The sequence below is a fragment of the Thioclava sp. GXIMD2076 genome (assembly GCF_037949795.1).
In the GTDB taxonomy this organism is placed as follows: Bacteria; Pseudomonadota; Alphaproteobacteria; order Rhodobacterales; family Rhodobacteraceae; genus Thioclava; species Thioclava kandeliae.
This window is the reverse complement of record NZ_CP149932.1, coordinates 706,132-726,836: the sequence shown is the minus strand read 5'-3', so window position 1 is coordinate 726,836 and position 20,705 is coordinate 706,132. Positions and strand designations below refer to the sequence as shown.

Genomic DNA, 20,705 nt, shown 5'->3' with positions numbered 1-20,705 from the left:
CGGTTCAGACGCCGGGGTCTTTTGTCTTTCCGTGGGCCCAATCTGCTTAAAACGCCACGGATCGCGATTTGACGCTTGAAACGTGCCCGAGGCCCGCTAGCCTGTCCCTGAGGAACACGAGGGGGGTGGAATGTCGGAAAAATCCAATCTGAAAGGCGCGCTATACGGTCTTCTGGCCATGGCGATCTATGCGTCGCATGATGCGATTGTGAAGGGGCTGGGCGGGAAGTTTTCGGCCATTCAGATCGTCTTCGTCGCCGCCCTTCTGAGCTTTCCGATCATTTCCTTCATCATGCTTTCGGACAAGAAGGCGGGGCACTTGCGCCCGCTCTATCCGGGCTGGGTTGTTCTGCGCTCCGTCTGCATGATCGTCGCGGGTGTGGCGGCCTTCTATGCCTTCTCCACTCTGCCATTGGCGCAGGTCTACCCGATCCTCTTTGCCACACCGCTTCTGGTGACGATCCTGTCGATCCCGATGCTGGGCGAGACGGTGCGTCTGCGCCGCTGGGCGGCCATCGGGGTGGGGCTTCTGGGGGTGCTCATTGTGGTGCGCCCCGGACAGTCGGATCTGGAGCTGGGGCATCTGGCGGCGGTCGTGGCCTCCTTCTGCACGGCCATGGCCTCGGTCATCGTGCGCAAAGTGGGCTCGGAAGAGCGGTCTATCGTGCTGCTCATCTATCCGATGATGGGCAATTTCCTCGCGATGGGCGCGGCCCTTCCCTTCGTCTATGTGCCGATGGAGATCAGCGAATTCGCCCTGATGGGCCTGATCGCCCTCTTCGGGCTGATCGCGAGCTTCATTACCATTCTCGCCTACCGCGAGGGCGAGGCGGTCATTGTGGCTCCCATGCAATATAGCCAGATCATCTGGGCTGTTATCTTCGGTTATCTCTTCTTCGGCGAGGGCGTGGATGCTGCAACGATCATCGGGGCGGGCGTCGTCATTGCCTCGGGCGTCTATATGGTGCTGCGCGAGAAGTCCTCGGGCACTTCCGAGAACAAGCCGATCACCAACACCCGTCACCGCCTCGAGATGCCCTACGCGCCGCGCTCCTCGCTCTTCGGGCGTATCCTGAAACGGTCCTCCATCCCGCTGACGGAGCGCTCCGCGCGGGTGCGTTAAACAAAATGGGTTCCGGGCACGATTTCCTCTTGATCTTGCTTGGGCAGAGCGATACATCCCCGCCCACGGTCGGAGCGTAGCGCAGCCTGGTAGCGCACCTGCTTCGGGAGCAGGGGGTCGGAGGTTCGAATCCTCTCGCTCCGACCATTTTCCCGAATATCCATCAGTTGTTGGCGTCTTCCTAAGCTATGTCGGGTCCGCATGGGCACTTGGATATTTTACGCCTCGGGCCGGTTGTCAGCGCCCGCTTTTCGGGCGTCGGCCGGATTGGCTTTCCGCTTCCTTTTATCTTGATTCAGATTGCGCAGGCATTGCGCTAGGATGGCTTGCAGAAAAACTGTAAACCTCTTCAGGATAGTGTGTGGCGTAGCAACTGCCACCTTGTAACTCAAACTTGCTTGGTATACATCGGCATACTAAAGGCTTGTGGCGACTCGGCAGGTGTTTAGCGGCCAGCGTTCAAGCGTGAAACGATAGCGACATCTAGGGACCGTCATGAGCTTGTACACAGACTACCTAACCGAGATCGAAACCCGTAAAGGCGAAGGCCTGCACCCCAAGCCCATCGACGATGGTGCACTGGTGGCGGAGCTGATCGAGCAGATCAAGGACGAGGGCAACGCCTACCGCGAAGACTCGCTGAAGTTCTTCATCTACAACACCTTGCCGGGCACGACGCCGGCTGCGGGTGTAAAGGCGAAGTTCCTCAAGGAAATCATTCTGGGCGAGGCCAAAGTCGCCGAGATCACCCCCGATTTCGCTTTCGAGCTACTGTCGCACATGAAGGGCGGCCCGTCGATGGAAGTGCTGCTGGATCTGGCGCTTGGCGCGGATGCCGACATTGCCGCCAAAGCGGGCGAGGTCCTGAAGACGCAGGTCTTCCTCTATGATGCCGATATGGCGCGGCTGGCCGGTGCCTATAAGGCGGGTAACACCGTTGCCAAGGATGTTCTGGAAAGCTATGCCAAAGCCGAGTTTTTCACCAAGCTCCCCGATATCGAGGAAGAAGTGAAGCTCGTCACCTATATCGCCGCCGAAGGCGATATTTCGACCGACCTTCTGTCGCCGGGCAATCAGGCGCATTCGCGCTCGGACCGCGAGCTGCACGGCAAGTGCATGATCTCGGAGACCGCGCAGAAGGAGATCGAGGCGCTCAAGCTTCAGCACCCCGACAAGCGCGTCATGCTGATCGCGGAAAAGGGCACCATGGGTGTGGGCTCCTCGCGTATGTCGGGCGTCAACAACGTGGCGCTGTGGACCGGTAAGCCGACCTCGCCCTACGTTCCCTTCGTGAACTACGCGCCGGTTGTTGCCGGCACCAACGGCATCTCGCCGATCTTCCTGACCACCGTTGGCGTGACCGGCGGGATCGGCCTCGACCTGAAGAACTGGGTCAAGAAAACCGACGCCGATGGCAAGCCGGTTCTGAACAACGAGGGCAACCCCGTTCTGGAACAGAAATACTCGGTCGCCACCGGCACTGTTCTGAAAATCGATACCAAGGCCAAAAAGCTGCTGAGCGAGGATGGCGAAGAGCTGGTGGATGTGTCCTCCGCCTTCACCGCGCCGAAGGTCGAGTTCATGAAGGCGGGCAGCTCCTATGCTGTGGTCTTCGGTAAGAAGCTACAGACGTTTGCGGCAGAAACGCTGGGCGTTGAGGCGGCTCCGGTCTTCGCGCCCTCGAAAGAAGTCTCGATCGAGGGGCAGGGCCTGACGGCTGTGGAAAAAATCTTCAACGCCAATGCCGTGGGTGTGGAAAAGGGCAAGACCCTGCATGCCGGTTCGGATGTGCGCGTGAAGGTCAATATCGTTGGTTCGCAAGACACCACCGGCCTGATGACCGCGCAGGAACTGGAATCGATGGCCGCGACCGTGATCTCGCCGGTTGTGGATGGCGCCTATCAGTCGGGCTGCCACACTGCGTCTGTCTGGGATAAAAAAGCGCAAGCCAACATTCCGAAGCTCATGTCCTTCATGAACAACTTCGGCGTTGTCACCGCGCGTGACCCCAAAGGCGAATACCACGCCATGACCGACGTTATCCATAAAGTGCTGAACGACATCACCGTCAGCGACTGGGATATCATCGTCGGCGGCGACAGCCACACCCGTATGTCCAAAGGCGTGGCCTTCGGGGCGGATTCGGGCACTGTGGCGCTGGCGCTGGCCACCGGCGAAGCCACCATGCCGATCCCTGAATCGGTCAAGGTGACCTTCAAGGGCCAGATGAAAGATTACATGGACTTCCGCGATGTGGTGCACGCCACCCAGGCGCAGATGCTCCAGCAATTCGGCGATAACGTCTTCCAGGGCCGCATCATCGAAGTGCATATCGGCACGCTTCTGGCCGACCAGGCCTTCACCTTCACCGACTGGACGGCAGAGATGAAGGCGAAAGCCTCGATCTGTATCTCCAACGATGACGTGCTGATCGGCTCGCTGGAACTGGCGAAATCGCGCATCCAGGTCATGATCAACAAGGGCATGGATAACGAGGCCAAGACCCTGCAAGGTCTGATCGACAAGGCCGATAAGCGTATCGCCGAGATCCAGTCGGGCGCGAAACCGGCCCTGAAACCCGACGCCAATGCGAAATATTTCGCGGAAGTCGTCGTGGATCTGGACCTGATCGACGAGCCGATGATCGCCGACCCCGATGTGAACAACGCCGATGTCTCGCGCCGCTACACCCACGACACTATCCGTCCGGTCTCCTATTACGGTGCCGAGAAAAAGGTCGATCTGGGCTTTGTCGGCTCGTGCATGGTGCATAAGGGCGATATGAAGATCGTGGCGCAGATGCTCAAGAACCTCGAGAAGGAAAAGGGCAAGGTCGAGTTCAATGCCCCTCTCGTGGTGGCCGCGCCGACCTATAACATCATCGACGAGCTGAAAGCCGAAGGTGACTGGGATATCCTGCAGAAATATTCGGGCTTCGAGTTCGACGATCTCTTCCCGAAAGCCGAAGCGCGCAAGGAATACGAGAATATCATGTATCTCGAGCGCCCCGGCTGTAACCTCTGCATGGGCAACCAGGAGAAAGCCGCGAAAGGTGATACTGTTCTGGCTACCTCGACCCGCCTGTTCCAGGGTCGTGTCGTGGAAGACAGCGCCGAGAAGAAGGGCGAGTCGCTTCTGGCATCGACCCCTGTCGTGGTTCTGTCGGCAATCCTTGGCCGCACGCCCACTCTCGACGAATACAAGAAAGCCGTCGAAGGTATCGACCTGACCAAATTCGCGCCGCCGCTGGAAAAACCGGCCGATGCGAAATCGGTCCATTTCTAAGGCCGGACCTTCGGGAACGGATTGTGTGAAAGGGCGGAGCTACGGCTCCGCCCTTTTTACATGCGCGATCAATAGCCATCGTAAGGCGATCGCGGTGAAGCGGCGTGATGGGATGAGTGTGAGGAGGAGGGAAGTTGGTGACCCCGACAGGATTTGAACCTGTAACCTGCCCCTTAGGAGGGTGTTATCCATTGCCCATTTCTCCTTTTTCTTTCTGTAGGTTATCATTTTCCGGAAAGCCCGTCTGTACAGGCTGTGTACGAAAACGCGCCCGAATGTCGGCCTCCTTACTCTCCGGATGAGCGTAGATGCGCATCGGCAGATTGGCATCGGACCACCGGCCTGCCTGCGCGGCCGTCACAGGATCCACGCCCTGACGGATCACCAGCTCGGTGAAGAATCCATGCCTCCCTGCGGCATGGGCCGATAGGTAAGGAATGTCAGCGCGGCTACAGATCGTCTTCCAGCGGCTATTGTAGCCAGTCGAGCTGGCGTATCCGAATATTCGCGGCGGCAAAATCGCCCCAGTCCGGCGATTGCGGGGGCGCTTGGGGCGCAGCTGCTGCAACTCATCCATCATTTCCTGTGAGACTGTGATCCAGCTTTCCGGATGCCCCTTCTGCGCTTTCACACGGACCTTGCATTCCTCCGAACGTAGATCGTCGGGCGTCAGAGAAACGGCTTGATCGATCCTGGCGGCTGTTTCGAACATAAAGCGAGCCATGGCCGCATTGTAAGGATCGGCTTTGGCACAGAAGGCATCTATCCAGGCGCGAGTCGCTGGAACTCTCTCCACCCGGCTGGTCTTGCCGCGCCGCTTATCTTGGGCATTGCGCTCGAACTGACTGTAAGGACGCACTCGGATCAAAAGGGTCCCCTTCAGCTCGTGGGCATTGTTGATGACCGCCCGTGCTGGCGTCACGATTTCCCGCCACCAAGTATCCGTGGACGCATTCGGGCGTAGCTTCGGACCGAGGTTCTTCAGCAGGCGCCCGGTAATTTCCGCGAGAGGCAAACTGCCGATCTCATCGAGGATCGGTATTAACTGGCGCGCGCTTCTTCTGTCAGGCTGGTAGAGTTCGGTTGCATCCGCGAAACGAAGTGCCCGCTCCTCGCCAACGATGTGCTTGCGGATCTGCAGCTCGGTCTCTTCACTTATCCAGTCCCGTGCGCCAGCTTCCGAAGTCGATCTCGTGCTTTGTCGATATGGACCGGCGATCGGGCGGCTGTTGTATTCGATCCAGCCTTTGACCCAATAGACCTTGCCCCTGAGGTACGGTTCGAGCGGCACTTCCAATCCTCCGTCAGAATTTGATCGATCTGGTCGGGCGTGATGATCATGGCATTGCCGATCCGAAAGCACGCCCCCAAGCGGTTCGCTTTTTCCCGCAACGTTCGCTCTGCGATGTTAATCTGGCGGTACTTATGCAACCAGGAAACCCAGTCTGCAGGGGACTTACCAGCGTCCAGAATGGCCGAACCGCATCGGGCCTCCTCCGAGCAAACGGCTGCATCGCGCTTTTGATCAAAGTCACTTCCCATGGGACCAAGTCCTAATAGCGTGCCCACCTCTGCGCACCTGGGCTCCTTCGACGGACAGGATCGCCTCGACATGCTCCGCTGATAGCAGCATGACACGACCGAGGGCGTAGTAGTGGCCGCAGGAACGAGCCTTCGCCCGTAAAACCCGCGCAGAGACCTCTGCCCCCTGCGAGCGAAGCCGCTCGCACCAAATCTCTGGCGTGACTGCGTTCTCAAATGTATTGTTCATCTGCGCCTCCAAACCGCTTTCTTGCTAAGATCATGGCCCACAAAAATGAGTTAAGCAAATGAAATAATTGCGTTTTCTCATGGGGGTGAAAAGCGGCAAGATCTGGCAGGTTTTCGATCTGATGAAGGAACGTTCAATGCCATTCCAGTTCAAGCCCGACCCGAACCAAGACAATTTGGTGATTCGTTCAGGCATGTCCGCACAGCAAAAGGGTTGGATCAGGCGAAAGCAGATCGAGCGTTCTCAGAGCGCGCGAGATGAGGAAGCTGAAGAGGCCCGAACCTTTGAACGCCGCTACCGGCGAGATGAAATGAGTCTCAGCCAAGGGCTTCGCAAATACCGCGGTCGTCGCGAGCTCACTCAAGATCAGATGGCAGAAGAACTGGGCTGCTCCGTACGAGCCTATCGAGGTTACGAAAGTGGAGAGCGCGACATGCCGAGCTCCCTACTCCTACAGATTCTCGCACGTGGAGACGTCGACATGCACGACCTCCTCAACGTCCGCCGCGATCCGATTTGGGCCGAAACCCGCGATAGGATCATTGATCGCTATAACGAGGCCATGGCGCTTCTTTCCGAGTACGATCTCTATTTGCCCGTTGATGCTGAGGCGCCCGCTCGAGAAATCGCAGGTGAGGTTAGCGAACTGGGCGCAGAGGAGACGACATCGGTCCCCAAGCGCGTTGCGGAAGAGTGGGCCAACCTTGACCGCTGGTATCGAGAGGGCGGCTGGGGATTGGATGCCATCGAAGAACTCTTGCAAGAGCGTCATGAGGAAGAGCGTCGCGCAGAACGTCGTTTGCGAGACTCGAAGCGGAAAAACCTCGAGTGATCCCGAACGTTGATTGCCACTCCGTCAATAAAATAAACAAACAATACCAAATTACTAGGCGCTTAGACCAGCATAACGCCAAGGCGTAACCAAAGGAAGTTTTCCAAGCTTCTCCCGGAAGTCTTGAGTTGGTCTAGAAGCAAATGGTCATAATCGTGCCCAGGCCGTGCGTTCAGCGACAGCAAAAATGTAGACAACCCGCCACCACTGAGCGCAGATGATCGATTTATATGGAGGCGACTTTATTCTGAGGACTTGTCACGCCAGAAACTCAGTCCACGTGCAGGTCTAAGCATAGCGGTGATCTGTCGAAGCGCGCGTATCATACTGTGTTGCGCGCCGCCGGCCTCTGGTCATAATGTGGCCGCGATGTAACAACTAGGTCGATCAATGCAGCTTACCTCCGCTCACGTTAAGAACTATCGCAGTATCCTTGACTCAAATCTGGTTGAAATCGGTCCGTCGACTTGTCTTGTCGGAAAAAACGAGGCTGGAAAAACGGCATTTCTAAAGGCGTTGGAGGGGATAAACTCGACGGACAAGGAATACACTGCGTACAATAAAACAGAAAATTATCCACGTAGGTTTTTGGCTGACTACGAGGAAAAGCATGAGGGTGAAGACGCACAGGTTGTTGAAACAACCTGGCACTTGGAAGCTTCGGATATCGCACTCTTAGCGGAGGAGTTCGGAAAGGATGTGGTCAACGGAGATGAGGTAAAAATCCGGAAGTCTTACAATGAAACAAGCACTACTTGGACAGTGCCGATTGATCAAAAGACGCTTTTGGAAAAGTTGATCACTCGATATGATCTTTCAGAAGCCGAGGCCGTAAGCCTCAAAGATTGCAATTCGACATTGGCAGCGGCAGATCGCCTCTCGAAGCTAGACGAACGCTCGAATTCCCAGCAAGAACTTCTGGATGCCTTGCACAAGTACCGAGATCAGAATGCCGCTAAGAAGGCAATAGATCTGCTCAAACCTGGACTTCCGAAATTTCTATACTTTTCACACTATGACCGCATGGCGGGCGAGATATCCATCAATCAGCTGGCGCATGATAATAAGAATGGCGGCATAAAAGATGGAGATCAAGTTTTCCTCGATTTCCTTGAATACGCTGGCACAACACTGGACGAACTTACGGGTGCAACGAAGTTCGAAGAGATGAATGCCAAGTGTGAGGCAGCTGCTAATAGGATAACCGATCAGATCTTTGAATATTGGACGCAGAACGACCAACTCGAGATCGAAGTCCGCCTAGATGAAGGAAAGAAAGAAGACCCGGCACCGTTCAATAACGGACCTGTCGCCCGTGCACGCGTCAAAAATAACCTACACCGCGTGACCGTTCCATTCTCCGAGAGGTCGGCCGGTTTCATCTGGTTCTTTTCCTTCCTAGTCAAGTTTGCACAGATTAAAAAACACCAAGGAAATGTCATCGTACTACTAGATGAACCTGGGCTGACCCTGCACGGAACCGCCCAGAAGGACCTCCTGCGCTACTTTAAAGAGCAGCTGGAGCCCAAACATCAGATCATTTTTTCCACACATTCTCCGTTTATGGTACCGGCCGAAAACCTCGCAAGCGTTCGCACGGTCGAAGATGTTGTCAAACGTGACAAACGCGACCGCCCATACTCGGAAGGGACGAAGATTCGCCCTGACGTCTTGACTACTGATCCACAGACGAACTTTCCGATTTTCGGGGCAATGGGCTTTGAGGTAACGCAAGGGCTAATCATCTCGCCAAATACTCTGCTCGTCGAAGGCCCCAGTGACATCCTTTATCTTCAGGCGATGTCAAAAAAGTTGCAATCTCTCGGGCGTCCACACCTGGATAGCAAATGGGCAATTTGCCCGTCGGGTGGAATCGACAAAGTCCTTCCGTTCGTAAAACTGTTCTATGGCAACAACTTGAATGTTGCAGTCTTGACAGACTTTGATCGCGGCCAACGGCGAAAACTGGACGACCTATACAAGTCAGAGCTGCTCGATCGTGAGCGCATTGTTCTTGCGACGGAAGTAACAGGTCAAGATGAGGCTGATACTGAAGACTTCTTCGACAACGCGTTTTTCGTGGATCTAGTCAACGCAACCTACGAGCTCACTGGAAAGAGCAAGTTGACTATACAGAAATTGATCGAAGCGGACGAAAATACAGTCCGGCAGGTAAAAAAAGCTGAGGCATACTTTCGCGTTCTTCCAGAAACGGTTCCTGTCTTTAGCCACTATGACCCCGCCTATCATCTTCTGACCCATCCAGAATTACTGGACGAGAACAGCAAATCGGTTCAGAAATCCCTAGAAGCGTTCCAATCGGCAATTGAGCGGATCAATGAGTATATTTAAGAAGTCCACGACCACTTGGCATGTGGAAATGTTATGCAAATAGATCAAGGCTTAGCCGCTTTGGTGGCGGCCGTGATTGCCGCCGCAGCGGCTGTCATTGCAACATTTTCAAGCATGAGGGCCACCCGCTTGATGTCTCTTCTTGCTGCGCGGCAAAATTTCATTGGCCAAGATTTGAAGGACCTAAGCCACTACCTTTACCAAGTTGTCGCTCTTAGCGTTGAGGCAAAAAAATCCAAAAATAATGATGTATTCAATGAGAAGTTAAGTAGGGCGAAGTTGGCCGCCGAGGCCCTAAGCGAACTCAGAATCCGTCATAGATACTCGCTGCCGTTCATATTCGATGCGATCTGGTACCTAAAGGGCACCCCTTTATACTTCGAGCATTACCGCAATGATCGAAACAATCCCCAGCTACTTAAAATTCAAAGGCATGCCACCGAATTACGTGAAGATCTTGACGCAACTCTGGAGAACTTCTTCTTTCATGGAAAAGCCCCAAACTACCTCAACCGGAGAAAGCTGAAAAATTCATGTAAAAGACTCGAGCGATCGTTCTTGGCTGGCAAGTCCGGTTCGCGAAAGAAGTGGTGGTTTTAGGTGTATTTCAAGGTGATGCTTGATTAAAGACATGCACCACCGCGACTACCACTACGCACCTAGACAACACTGCACCCCTACGCCGATTTTGAATATCGACGTAGGGCATGACATTATTGATCAGTGTTATCTTTCTGTGACTTCTTAACCAATAGTATCAGGGTATCTCCAGATAGGTTCTTCCAAGTTTTTCCGACCGGAACGAATTGGAAGGATGGCAAAATCCCTTCTTTCATCGTCGGGTGGCTTGTTGTGGCAAAAATGCCGTTTCCACCTGCGAGACGCATCACCTCTGCGACCAATGCTTTAGCTATACCTTTGCCCGCATGCTCGGGTGAAACTGATACGTATCCAAGCTCATATGGGTATTCTTGCTCTGTAAGAGAATAGTTTGCTTTATTAGTTCCTTGCAGGCCAATTCTGTACTCGTGCAATGGTACTTTCAAAGCGGCAACGCCAACTGTTTGGCCGGCAACTTCAGCGAAGGCGATCTGAGCACCCAGTCGAACCACGCCCATTCGGACATACACTTCATCAACCGCGCCACCAGAGGCAACCAATTCAACGAAGGTATCTATCTCTTCTTGTGCGGCATTGGCGCCGATGAGGGTTCGGTACTTTATCATGCTGACTCAGATTGAAATTCGATTTGAGAAGATAAGTAGACCGGCTGACGGCTTTATGGAAGCCACGCTTCCTAGCCCACTAGGGCGAGCAGCCAATCACCGTGACCTGGCAACTTACGCGCCAGTGCCGATGGCGCTGCAGCCAGAGCTCGGTGTGCCTGGACCAACCTAAGGCTTCTAGGCGCCGGCAGACCGCGGCTCGGCGTCTTTCCAATGTGAATTCACTGGAAGACAGCGCGCACGACGGCTGATCGCCTCGAATTGCACCGGACAATAGTCCCAGACATCTACCCCAACGTTCACCGCGTTCCTCGTCCCTGCCCAATTCTCATGGACATGACCAAAGAGCTGGAGCGCGCCGCGCCGGGCGTGCTCCCAGGTGATCATGGGGTAGTGGCAGAGGGTTAGAGGCGGTTCCTTTGGCGCATCCTCCACTTGCGCGAGATGGCTAATACTGTCCCAAGGCAACGAGCGCGTCGCAGCGCCATCGTGGTTGCCGATGACCAGATGACGCCGCGCACCTGGCAGCCGCTGAAAGATGCCGTGTAGCCAGGCCTCATCGTCAGATCGCTTTCCCCCGGCAAAATCACCTACGATCCATAGATCGTCCTCTGGGCCGACCTTGGACCAAAGGTTCTCCAGCAGCGCGCCGTCCATATGGCTGGCGCTGCGGAACGGACGTTTGCAGAAACCGATGATAGCCTCATGCCCGAAATGCAGGTCCGCCGTGTACCAATGCGCCATTAGAACCCTCCCGCTGCCGGGCCGCGAGCGAAGATCAGGCAGGCCCGTCGCAACACGTCGTTCTCGGCGCGCAGTCGCTGGTTCTCTAGCTCAAGATCGGCCTTCGACATCGCAGCGAGGCGCTTCCGGTTGGACAGAAGCACTGGATCAACGGTCTCTAACAGACCACTTTCTTGAACCCACTCCAGCAGGGTCTTGGGAGCGCAACCCACACGCGACGCCACCTCGGAGACGGCAGCCCAGAGGGACGGGTGATCATTCTGGATAGCCAGTACGTCCTGGACCGCACGTGCTCGTGTATCGGCCGGATACGAAGGTCTTGCCGCTCTCCGCAGCGAAGTTTTTTCTGTCATTTTTTCGTCGTCTTTCACTGCTCTGGCTTAATACCAAACCTCAGGGGCGCCTGCGGATGAATCCCGTCCGCTTGCGCTCCTCTGGCTCGGTCCGTTCCGGCGGCCGGCGCCCGGCCTCCAAGGCGCCGTGCAAGGTCGACAACGAGGCGTTCAATTCGCTCCGCAATTCGGCGAGCGCCTTCTCTTGCTCGAGTTGCCGCTGCATGCACGCGGAGACGCTCTTCTCCAATTCTTCGACGCAGGCGAGCAACTCTTTCTCGAGCGGTGTCAGGGTCATCGGGGATCACTCCATCGTCAGGCATATGCGGTTCGTTCCGGCGCCGATCGGGCAGCTTGCGGGCGACAGTCCTTGTGGCAGGACGATCACCTGTCCCAGGCCGCCGACACCACGGATAGTCCGACTGCCCGTCAATTGCTCCGGGATAAGCTGGATCGGTGGTTCGGGCGGCGGCAGTGTCGCCGCCTTCGCGCCCAAGAACGCGCTGAAGGCCGCCATCAACCCGGCGAGGGCGATCCCCGACAGGATCAGGGCCACCGCCCTCAGCGTCACGATCTGGCCGCGCCTCAGGCGCTGCTGCTCCAGCTCCTGCATCAGGTTCTCGATTTCGACCCTTCGCTGCGCCACCTCGTCCATCAGGTCCCTGGTGCTCTTGCGGGACAGATCGCGAAGACTGTCCAAATCGTCCGAGATTGTACGCGCGGCGCTTTGCGCAGTCTTCCGCAACACGTCGTTCGAGCTCTTCAACTGGGATTGCAGCGAGTCGAGCTGAGCCTCCAGCATCTGCTCCATGTTCTGTCGGATGCGCGGGCTGAGCTGCATCTGCGGTCCAGTCGTCATAGAAATACCTTCCTCTCAAACGCCATTTGTTCTTTGGCTGGTCTGGGTCGGCGACGGTCACGAAATCGTCTCCCGCTCGTGGGATGGCGAAGCCGACGCTCTTGAGCGCTTCGAGCAGCGTGTCGCGGTCAAGGATCGCCCCAAGACTGACCTGCTCCTTTACCCACTCGTGGACCGCTTCTCGTGTCTGCGCCCGTTCTGGCGCTTCTGTGATGGTCTTCACGTCGCGGGCCCGCGCCGGGTCCATGGGATCGGCCCAGCCATGCCGGCGGTTGTGCAAATCCATGAAAGCCAGGAACGACTGCTCGTGACCTGGCGGCGCGATGTTGAGGGACTTTCCCGTCCGCAGCTCCATCCGCGGCATAAGGAAATGCAACTCTACGCGACCTGCGTGCAGATGGCGAACCCACAACATCCGATAGCTGTCATGGGTTAGGCCCGGGCAAGCGAAGGCCTCAAACGCCTCCATCATCTGGCGCTGCTGCGCTTCTGTCGGAGCATCCTCGGCGGCAAAGCTCAACACCCCGGACTTGTATCGCCAGCGATGCGGCACAGCATCCACGAGGTCGATCATGCGCTCCGGGTGCCCCTTCAGAACCTCGGGCGAGATCGAGCGGCGCACACGCTTGATCCTGCCAGCCGCGTCGCGCTTGGGCTGTCGGTACTGGTCGTAGTCTACCACCACCTCCTCGATAAGGTACTTCACCGCAGGAGCGGCCTCGCCCTGACCATGGTCGAAGAACTTGACCATCATCGCCAGCTCCAATGCCGGTGCGCCAGCTTGCCCAGCTTCCGATCGATGGCGACAAGCAGGCTCAGGATCGCCAGGCGGTCCAGATAGCTGCCATCTGCCTCGGCGGCCCGCAGAACGCGCGTGACCTCGTCCATGTCGGCCTCGAGGCGAGCGACGGCCCGTATCAGTTCCGGCGGCGCCATGGGGACGTTGGTGCGGTGGCCGGACGTCACCATCCCTAGGGCCTCTCTCAGCAGCTCCGCTAGAGGCCGGCGGGCCTGACGCGCGATGTCATCCAATGCGTCCTTCTCAAACTGGGACACCCGGAAGGTGATCGATCGGGACAACTGCTCGGCATACTTGGCTCCCGAAACTGCCGGGGGGTTCGAAGGGGGCGCAGCCCCCTCGCCTGTTCCCGCGTCGCAAGACGTGGGTGAACTTGATTTCCGTCCCGTGACCATCACTCGGCCCCCTCTGACATTTCGCTGAAGACCTGCCCCGTTGCCTCTGGGAGCCGCCGCTGGCGGCTGCGAAGCGGTGGCTCGCCTGCCGTGTGGAAGGCGATCTCACCACCACTCCGCGGCACATGACCTGAAGCGTCGGGCATGGTGGCGCGGTCGTGCAATTGACGCCGCAAACCTTGGAGCTCTCCGATCAAACCGTGAAGTGCGGAACCACGCGCAGCGGTGTTGCGCGCCAAGCCCAAGAACGCGCGGCGAAGGTCATCGACCTGATGCACACTGCCGACCCGCTCTGCATTTCGATCTGCGACTAGAAGACAGATGGCCGCTTTCTCCGGACCGAGGCAGTCGACCTGGCGCTGCCAGAGACCAACTGGGATACCTCGTACCTGCGCCCAATCTTTTGCCGCGGCAGGGATCGTGCGCCAATCCGGCGGGGCATCGGGGGGCGCGTACTGCCGAACCGCATCTTCGAAGCTTGGGCTGGCGAGAATGCAGAACTGCGCCGGGGTCAGCCGGGGTTCGGGCTCCCCGCTGCTACATCTTTTTGAGTTTGTTTTTCTACCTTCTCTGGGTGCGACATCCGCGTCGCACCGGTCGGACATTTCCACTGCCACAGACGCTTCGGCGAACGTCTCGATCAATGCTTCCAGCGCATCGGCGATCTCCTTCAGCCGCGCATAGCGCCAGATGCGGGAGGGGCGCCGAGATGGCAGGATCACTTCTGCGGCCTCTTCGGCGGAAGCGTCCCCAGAGGTTCGGATCCGCTCCAAGAGCTTGTGGATATGAAGGCGCAGACGCTTGGCCTCTTCCTTCTCGAAGCAAGTCTTCCGCGCGGCTGCCTCAATCTCGCGGGCCCGATCCACGAGCGGAGCGAGGTTGATGCCGAAAGCGTAGCGGATAACGTTTTCCGACCTGACGCCGTATCGGCGGCATCGTGCTGCACTGGATTTCACGATGAAGCCCAGCTCTGCTAAGCGCGCCTCGGCCCGGGCAATCTGGCGCGGGTCCGCCTCCAGCTGCGATGCGGTTTCCGAGACCGAGGGCCACAGGGCGCAGATCCTGCCTGCGGCATAATCCTGGTCCTGCGTCCGGGAGATCGCGAAGCGCAGGTACTTGAGCGTCGTATCGGTCAGGCCGAAGTGCTTCGCCGCCTTCACCAAGAGACCGTAGAGGTCCCATCGGGTCATCCCTTCCGGCAGACCGCGGTGTGTCAACACGTGCGTCATGCGAACCTCCCATCGGGGAGGTCGCGCCACAGGATTTTCGTTGTGACAGGGCGGCTCAATGCGCTATACTTTGGGAAGCAGAATTTCGTGCCTGCTTTTGAATTTGCCTCGGTTTCGGTTGCCGCCGGACCGAGGTTTTTCTTTGCCCATCTCCCCGCTAAATCAGAGCCAGCCCGGTCCGGCTGTACGGGTTTTGTACGGGATGCTCTCGATCCGGGACCGAAAACCGACAGAAAATCCTGCAAGAAGCTGCAGGATATGCCCGCGCGCAGATCGTAAGTGCCTGATGTAAAGCTGAAAAGTGGTGACCCCGGCAGGATTTGAACCTGCAACCTGCCCCTTAGGAGGGGGCTGCTCTATCCAGTTGAGCCACGGGGCCCCGATTGTTCTGAGGCAGGGACTTGATGCCCTGAAACAGGTGCCGGTTTCAAGCCTATTTCCACGGCGGTCTTCGCAGGATGTGCTGAACAGGTAGGGGAAAAATGAAAAGAGGAAGCGAATTGGCCCACCGCTTCCTCTTTGCTTCAGCATACCCGCGATCGGAGTCTACACGCGGTTTTGCCTATATCAGTCAGGGCTTTTGGAGTCTTCGCCCTTCCTGTTATCGCTAACATAGCGCGGCTGTTGCCCTTGCGCAAGACAAATATTTGGCGCTAACAAGAATAAACAGCTTTTGAGGACATGCCCGTGACCAGAACGCCCAATGATACGCGACGCCCGCTGACCCTGCGCGATGTGTCCGAAGCCTCCGGCGTGTCCGAGATGACGGTCAGCCGTGTGCTGCGCAATCGTGGCGATGTCTCGGCCAGCACGCGGGCGCGGGTTCTGGAGGCGGCCAAGAGCCTTGGCTATGTGCCCAACAAGATCGCGGGGGCGCTTGCCTCGCAGCGGGTCAATCTTGTGGGGGTGATCATCCCGTCCCTCGGCAATCTCGTTTTCCCCGAGGTGCTTGCGGGGATTTCCGACGGGCTCGAGGGCAGCGGCCTGCAACCTGTTGTGGGCGTGACCGATTATTCGCCCGAGAAAGAGGAAAGCGTTCTTTACGAGATGCTGTCTTGGCGCCCGTCAGGTGTGATCATCGCGGGGCTCGAGCATAGCGAGGCGGCACAGGCGATGCTGGAAAACGCCGGCATTCCGGTGGTCGAGATCATGGATGCCGATGGCGAGGGCGTTGATTCCGTTGTGGGGATCTCGCATCGCCGCGCAGGGCTGCAGATGGCCGAGGCGATCGTTGCGGCAGGCTACAAGAAGATCGGCTTCCTTGGCTCCAAGATGCCCGAGGACCACCGCGCACGGAAGCGTTTCGAAGGCTTCAAGGAAGGGCTCGCCGCGGTGGGGCTCACGATCTCGGATGAGGAATTCTATGGCGGTGGCTCGGCGCTCGCCAAGGGGCGCGAGATGACCCAGGCCATCCTGACACGCTCGCCCGATCTCGATTTCCTCTATTACTCGAACGACATGATCGGGGCAGGCGGCATGCTCTGGTGCCTTGATAACGGCTATGACGTGCCGGGTCAAATCGGGATGGCGGGGTTCAACGGGTTGCGTCTTCTTGATGGATTCTCGCGCCGTCTGGCGACGATGGATTCCTGCCGCCGCGAGATCGGGCTGAAGGCGGCCGAGATCATTGCCGGCGTGCCACATAGCGGGATGATCGGCGGCGAGAAAATCGTGCTGGAGCCGGTGCTGCAGCCCGGCGATACGATCCGCAAAGCCTGATTAGAACGCCTCGAGCAGGCTGTTATGGCGCGCGACAAACGCCTCGCGCGTCTCGCGCGGCGGGCGTAGCTGGAGCCGGAGCTGTTCTGCCAGCGCGGGTTTGACCTTGCCGAAGATCTTGTCGGCCTCTTCCGTGGAAAAGCCGGCAATCCGCTCTGCCTCGAGCCGTGCCGAGACGATATCGGCCCGCTTGATCTGGCGCTTGAGCTGCTGGCTGATCTGCGCGGGCAGGCCGAAGCGCAGATGGATCGCCGCTGTCAGCCGAGCATCAAGCATGCCGTAATCCTGCCCTATTGCCGCTTTCACCGGCGAGATCATATCGCCCAGCACATATTCGGGCGCATCATGCAGAAGGGCGGCGAGCCGCTCTCTGGGCGGTGCCTTGGGATAGAGAAGTCCGAAGATCTCCTCGACGAGGATGGAATGCTCGGCCACCGAATAGGCCCAGTCCCCCATGGTTTGCCCGTTCCAGCGCGCCACGAAGGACAGCCCGTGGGCAATATCCTCGATCTCGATATCCACAGGTGTCGGGTCCAAGAGATCCAGCCTGCGCCCCGAGAGCATCCTTTGCCATGCGCGTTTCATTTGATCACCGTCAGATCGGTGGGGAAGCGGGCAAGATAGCGGGCGATCGCCTTCGAGGAGAGAAGATGCTTGATCAGCATCTTGCGCATGCGCGCACCATCAGGGGGCAGCTGCGCCTCGGGGATGTGGCAATCGCCATGCTCGGGGAAATGGGTGCGGATGAAGCGGCTGTAATGCTGGCGGAAGCGGGGCGGGAATTGCCCGTCCTTGTCCTTCCACGGTTTGGAATTTCCGATGAAATGGATGACATTCGGCCCCTGCACATCGCAGAAGAACCGCGCCGCCCAGCTATATTGCCAGTTCCAGAACGGGCTGAGTTCGGCCCAGTTGCCCTGTAGCACCGAATTATAAAGGTTCTGGTCGTGGCGGATCATCCGCGGGGCTTCGCGGCGCCCCAGATCCAGACAGGCCTCCAGAAGCCCGCTCGCGATATAGTTGGCCACATCCATCAATAGGACACCGGCGTTGAAATAGGGCGCAGCCGGCAGGCCGAGCCGCTTGAACTGGGTCGCGCGGCGACCCGGGCTGCGCCACTGGATATTGTCGCGCACGGCCCCCAGAGGCCGGTCGCCCAGATCGGTCGCCATCAGCGCCGAGAAATCCCCGCCCTGCACATAGATATCGGAATCCATATAGAGGATGCGGTCATAGTCGTCGGCCAGCGCCTGCGGCAGTGCGAGGCGCAGATAGACGTCATGGCTTTTGCCCGCGTCCAGCCGGAGTCCCTCGAACATCGTGCCGATATCGACCTTCAGCAAACGGATGCCCAAATGTGCAAGGCTCTCGGGGATGGTGACGGGACGCTCGTTGAAGGCGATGCAGATATCGAAATCATGGGTCGGCGTCGAGTGCAGGATCTGCTCTGCCGCGAGCGCCGCGTAAGGCAGATAGCCATTGTCACAGCAGAAGATGATGGCTTTGCGATGGGTTGCGGGCCGGTTGGCGTTTACCTTTATTGTCACTATTTTCTCCCGCAGGCCCTATGACGTTAACGTCACTTAACCCATTTGAAATCACTCTGGCCCTATGGTCGATCCAAGCGCCGGGCGGCTGATGGCTCCCATCGGGCTGGTCGGGATTATCAGGTTTTTACAGGCTAGGGGAAGACCTCTTCCACGCGGCGCATATGTGGCGGTGCGGGAGAGCTTTGTGCCTGATTCAGGCCGGATATGACGTCAAACCAGCAATTCGGGAACAAATACGGACACGGCGCGTTGAGGTCACGAACAGGACGTAAGGAGGAACATCATGCGCCTCGGCCCGAAGAAAATTGCAGCACTCACCGCCGCTTCCGCTCTTGCGGTGGCACTTCCCGTTACGGTCGCCATGTCCAAGGTCAATGGCATAGGCTCGATCGAGATGGAGATTCCGCAGATCGGAACGGCAGCAGCGCAGGCCGAGCCAGCAACTGCACATGATGTTCAGGATGTTGCCTATCAGGGTAATATGGGGGAGGCCGATATGGGCCGCCCGATGGATGGTCCGATGGGGCCGATCTATGGCAATGGCGATCTGTCGCTCTTTGACGAGATCCAGCAGATCGGCGATGATCAGGTCACCAACGTTCCCTATTGCGACCAGCCGGTCACGCTCGACGCGACCCTCAACCATGATTTCGCCGAGAATATGCGTATGGAACGCAAGATTGGCGATCAACGCTCGATCGAGTTCTGGGCCTCCGATGTGATGGGCACATGGACTGCCATCTACAATCGCGCGGATGGTGTGGCTTGCGTGCTGTCCTCGGGTATGGATTGGGAGCGTGGAGACAGCCCCGTTGCTATGCTCGAAAGCGCCGAAATTCTTCCCGTTAAGGGATAAGTGACCACGTTAATTGCCGGCGTTCAATTGCCGAAAGCCAGCCTGAGTGCTAGGTAGGCTTCCAACAGATATAAGTTGGGAGCCGACCATGGCTGATTATGCGATCAAGGACATCGCTCTGGCACCGTACGGGCGCAAAGAGCTGGACATTGCTGAAACCGAAATGCCGGGCCTGATGGCCTGCCGTAGCGAATTTGGCGCATCCAAGCCGCTCAAGGGCGCGCGTATCGTCGGGTCGCTCCATATGACCATTCAGACAGCCGTGCTGATCGAGACCCTTGTGGCTCTTGGCGCGGATGTCCGCTGGGCTTCGTGCAACATCTTCTCGACCCAAGATCACGCGGCAGCGGCCATTGCCGAGTCCGGTGTTCCGGTCTTTGCCGTCAAAGGCCAGTCGCTGGAAGAGCACTGGGATTATCTTGACCGCTCCTTCCAGTTCCCTGAAGGCGCCAATATGATCCTCGATGATGGTGGTGACGCGACGCTCTACGTTCTGCTTGGCGCGCGCGCCGAGGCGGGCGAGGACATCATTCCCGTGCCGCAATCGGAAGAGGAAGCCGTCATCAAGGCGCAGATCAAAAAGCGTATGGAGCAATCCCCGGGCTGGTTCACCAAGACCCGCGACGCGATCAAGGGTGTGTCGGAAGAGACCACTACCGGCGTGCACCGCCTCTATGATCTGCACAAGAAGGGCCAGCTTCCCTTCCCCGCGATCAATGTCAACGACTCCGTCACCAAGTCGAAATTCGACAATAAATACGGCTGTAAGGAATCGCTCGTGGACGGCATCCGCCGCGCGACCGATGTGATGATGGCGGGTAAGGTCGCTGTTGTCTGCGGTTATGGCGATGTGGGTAAAGGATCGGCAGCCTCGCTGCGTGGTGCAGGTGCCCGCGTGAAGGTGACCGAAGTCGACCCGATCTGCGCGCTTCAGGCCGCGATGGACGGGTTCGAGGTCGTGCTGCTGGAAGACGTGATCGCTGATGTGGATATCGTCATCACCACCACCGGCAACAAGGACATTGTCCGCATCGAGCATATGCGCGAGATGAAGGATATGGCGATCCTCGGCAATATCGGTCACTTCGATAACGAGATCCAGGTTGCGGCTCTGAAGAACCACAAATGGACCAATATCAAGGAACAGGTGGATATGATCGAGATGCCCTCGGGCAACCGTATCATCCTTCTGTCCGAAGGCCGCTTGCTGAACCTCGGGAACGCGACCGGTCACCCGTCCTTCGTGATGTCGGCCTCCTTCACCAACCAGGTTCTGGCGCAGATCGAGCTGTGGACAAAGGGCGAGGACTATCAGCCGGGCGTCTACATCCTGCCCAAGGCGCTCGACGAGAAGGTCGCCCGTCTGCATCTGGCGCGGATTGGCGTGAAGCTGACCGAACTGAAGCCCGATCAGGCCGAATATATCGGTGTAACGGTAGAGGGCCCCTATAAGCCCGAGCATTACCGTTACTGATCTATCGATCAGATGATCCCGAAGCCCCGGTTCGCGCCGGGGCTTTTTCTTTGGAGGCAAACGACGCCGTGTAACAACGAGAAGATGATCGGTCCGGTCGGGCGGACGGGGTTGACGCGGCGGGCGGCAGGCTGGATTGTGGGCGAAATTTCGTTGAAG

General features: G+C 57.8%; 18 protein-coding genes and 2 tRNA genes. 9 read left to right on the top strand and 11 right to left on the bottom strand.

Translation table 11 applies throughout. The annotated features are described in order from the left end of the window. Positions 1-130: 130 nt before the first annotated feature. From WDB91_RS03580 to WDB91_RS03570, 3 genes are all read left to right on the top strand, one after another. Positions 131-1,123 carry a DMT family transporter gene (locus WDB91_RS03580; protein WP_339113792.1) on the top strand — a complete coding sequence of 331 codons (993 nt, stop codon included), beginning with the start codon at positions 131-133 and terminating at the stop codon, positions 1,121-1,123. Positions 1,124-1,193: 70 nt separating this feature from the next. Beyond that, a tRNA-Pro gene (locus tag WDB91_RS03575) sits at positions 1,194-1,270 on the top strand. 348 nt (positions 1,271-1,618) lie between these two features. Continuing rightward, a complete protein-coding gene (locus WDB91_RS03570; protein ID WP_339113791.1) occupies positions 1,619-4,408 on the top strand; it encodes a bifunctional aconitate hydratase 2/2-methylisocitrate dehydratase in 2,790 nt (929 codons plus the stop codon). 184 nt (positions 4,409-4,592) lie between these two features. On the opposite strand, the gene WDB91_RS03565 is transcribed toward WDB91_RS03570, so the two are convergent. After that, positions 4,593-5,699, bottom strand: a complete 1,107-nt coding sequence (locus tag WDB91_RS03565) for a tyrosine-type recombinase/integrase (RefSeq protein ID WP_339113790.1) — start codon at positions 5,697-5,699, stop codon at positions 4,593-4,595. A 547-nt stretch (positions 5,700-6,246) separates the two neighbouring features. On the opposite strand from WDB91_RS03565, the gene WDB91_RS03560 reads away from it, so the two are divergent. From WDB91_RS03560 to WDB91_RS03550, 3 genes are all read left to right on the top strand, one after another. Further along, entirely contained in the window at positions 6,247-7,011 is a 765-nt protein-coding gene (locus WDB91_RS03560) for a helix-turn-helix transcriptional regulator (RefSeq protein WP_339113789.1), read from the top strand. A 390-nt stretch (positions 7,012-7,401) separates the two neighbouring features. Then, the gene (locus tag WDB91_RS03555) at positions 7,402-9,363 is read left to right on the top strand and encodes an AAA family ATPase (RefSeq protein WP_339113788.1); all 1,962 of its coding nucleotides are present in this window, start codon (positions 7,402-7,404) and stop codon (positions 9,361-9,363) included. A gap of 33 nt (positions 9,364-9,396) precedes the next feature. Next, complete coding sequence (locus WDB91_RS03550; protein WP_339113787.1) at positions 9,397-9,963, top strand: hypothetical protein; 567 nt, start codon at positions 9,397-9,399, stop codon at positions 9,961-9,963. A gap of 113 nt (positions 9,964-10,076) precedes the next feature. Here WDB91_RS03550 and WDB91_RS03545 read toward each other — a convergent pair whose 3' ends face one another. From WDB91_RS03545 to WDB91_RS03510, 8 genes are all read right to left on the bottom strand, one after another. Continuing rightward, positions 10,077-10,589 carry a GNAT family N-acetyltransferase gene (locus WDB91_RS03545; protein ID WP_339113786.1) on the bottom strand — a complete coding sequence of 171 codons (513 nt, stop codon included), beginning with the start codon at positions 10,587-10,589 and terminating at the stop codon, positions 10,077-10,079. Positions 10,590-10,766: 177 nt separating this feature from the next. Beyond that, positions 10,767-11,333: a metallophosphoesterase gene (locus tag WDB91_RS03540; RefSeq protein WP_339113785.1), complete on the bottom strand. Its 567-nt coding sequence runs from the start codon at positions 11,331-11,333 to the stop codon at positions 10,767-10,769. Beyond that, positions 11,333-11,704: a transposase gene (locus tag WDB91_RS03535; protein ID WP_339113784.1), complete on the bottom strand. Its 372-nt coding sequence runs from the start codon at positions 11,702-11,704 to the stop codon at positions 11,333-11,335. The genes WDB91_RS03540 and WDB91_RS03535 overlap by 1 nt, the downstream gene beginning before the upstream one ends. A gap of 22 nt (positions 11,705-11,726) precedes the next feature. After that, positions 11,727-11,963: a hypothetical protein gene (locus WDB91_RS03530; RefSeq protein WP_339113783.1), complete on the bottom strand. Its 237-nt coding sequence runs from the start codon at positions 11,961-11,963 to the stop codon at positions 11,727-11,729. A gap of 6 nt (positions 11,964-11,969) precedes the next feature. Further along, positions 11,970-12,524 (bottom strand): hypothetical protein, encoded by a 555-nt coding sequence (locus WDB91_RS03525; protein ID WP_339113782.1) that lies wholly within the window; start codon positions 12,522-12,524, stop codon positions 11,970-11,972. Positions 12,525-13,274: 750 nt separating this feature from the next. Beyond that, on the bottom strand, positions 13,275-13,604 hold the full coding sequence (locus WDB91_RS03520; protein WP_339113781.1) for a hypothetical protein: 330 nt from the start codon (positions 13,602-13,604) through the stop codon (positions 13,275-13,277). A 113-nt stretch (positions 13,605-13,717) separates the two neighbouring features. After that, a complete protein-coding gene (locus WDB91_RS03515; RefSeq protein WP_339113780.1) occupies positions 13,718-14,947 on the bottom strand; it encodes a helix-turn-helix domain-containing protein in 1,230 nt (409 codons plus the stop codon). 302 nt (positions 14,948-15,249) lie between these two features. Beyond that, a tRNA-Arg gene (locus WDB91_RS03510) sits at positions 15,250-15,326 on the bottom strand. 302 nt (positions 15,327-15,628) lie between these two features. Between WDB91_RS03510 and WDB91_RS03505 the strand changes: the two genes are divergently transcribed. Further along, a complete protein-coding gene (locus WDB91_RS03505) occupies positions 15,629-16,666 on the top strand; it encodes a LacI family DNA-binding transcriptional regulator (RefSeq protein ID WP_339113779.1) in 1,038 nt (345 codons plus the stop codon). Here WDB91_RS03505 and WDB91_RS03500 read toward each other — a convergent pair whose 3' ends face one another. After that, on the bottom strand, positions 16,667-17,251 hold the full coding sequence (locus WDB91_RS03500; RefSeq protein WP_339113778.1) for a hypothetical protein: 585 nt from the start codon (positions 17,249-17,251) through the stop codon (positions 16,667-16,669). Continuing rightward, on the bottom strand, positions 17,248-18,213 hold the full coding sequence (locus tag WDB91_RS03495) for a glycosyltransferase family 8 protein (RefSeq protein ID WP_339113777.1): 966 nt from the start codon (positions 18,211-18,213) through the stop codon (positions 17,248-17,250). Before WDB91_RS03495 ends, WDB91_RS03500 begins: the two co-directional genes overlap by 4 nt. Before the next feature lie 286 nt (positions 18,214-18,499). Between WDB91_RS03495 and WDB91_RS03490 the strand changes: the two genes are divergently transcribed. Together WDB91_RS03490 and ahcY are read left to right on the top strand one after the other, a co-directional pair. After that, positions 18,500-19,072 (top strand): hypothetical protein, encoded by a 573-nt coding sequence (locus tag WDB91_RS03490; protein WP_339113776.1) that lies wholly within the window; start codon positions 18,500-18,502, stop codon positions 19,070-19,072. Positions 19,073-19,160: 88 nt separating this feature from the next. Continuing rightward, on the top strand, positions 19,161-20,546 hold the full coding sequence (gene ahcY / locus WDB91_RS03485) for an adenosylhomocysteinase (protein ID WP_339113775.1): 1,386 nt from the start codon (positions 19,161-19,163) through the stop codon (positions 20,544-20,546). Positions 20,547-20,705 lie beyond the last annotated feature (159 nt).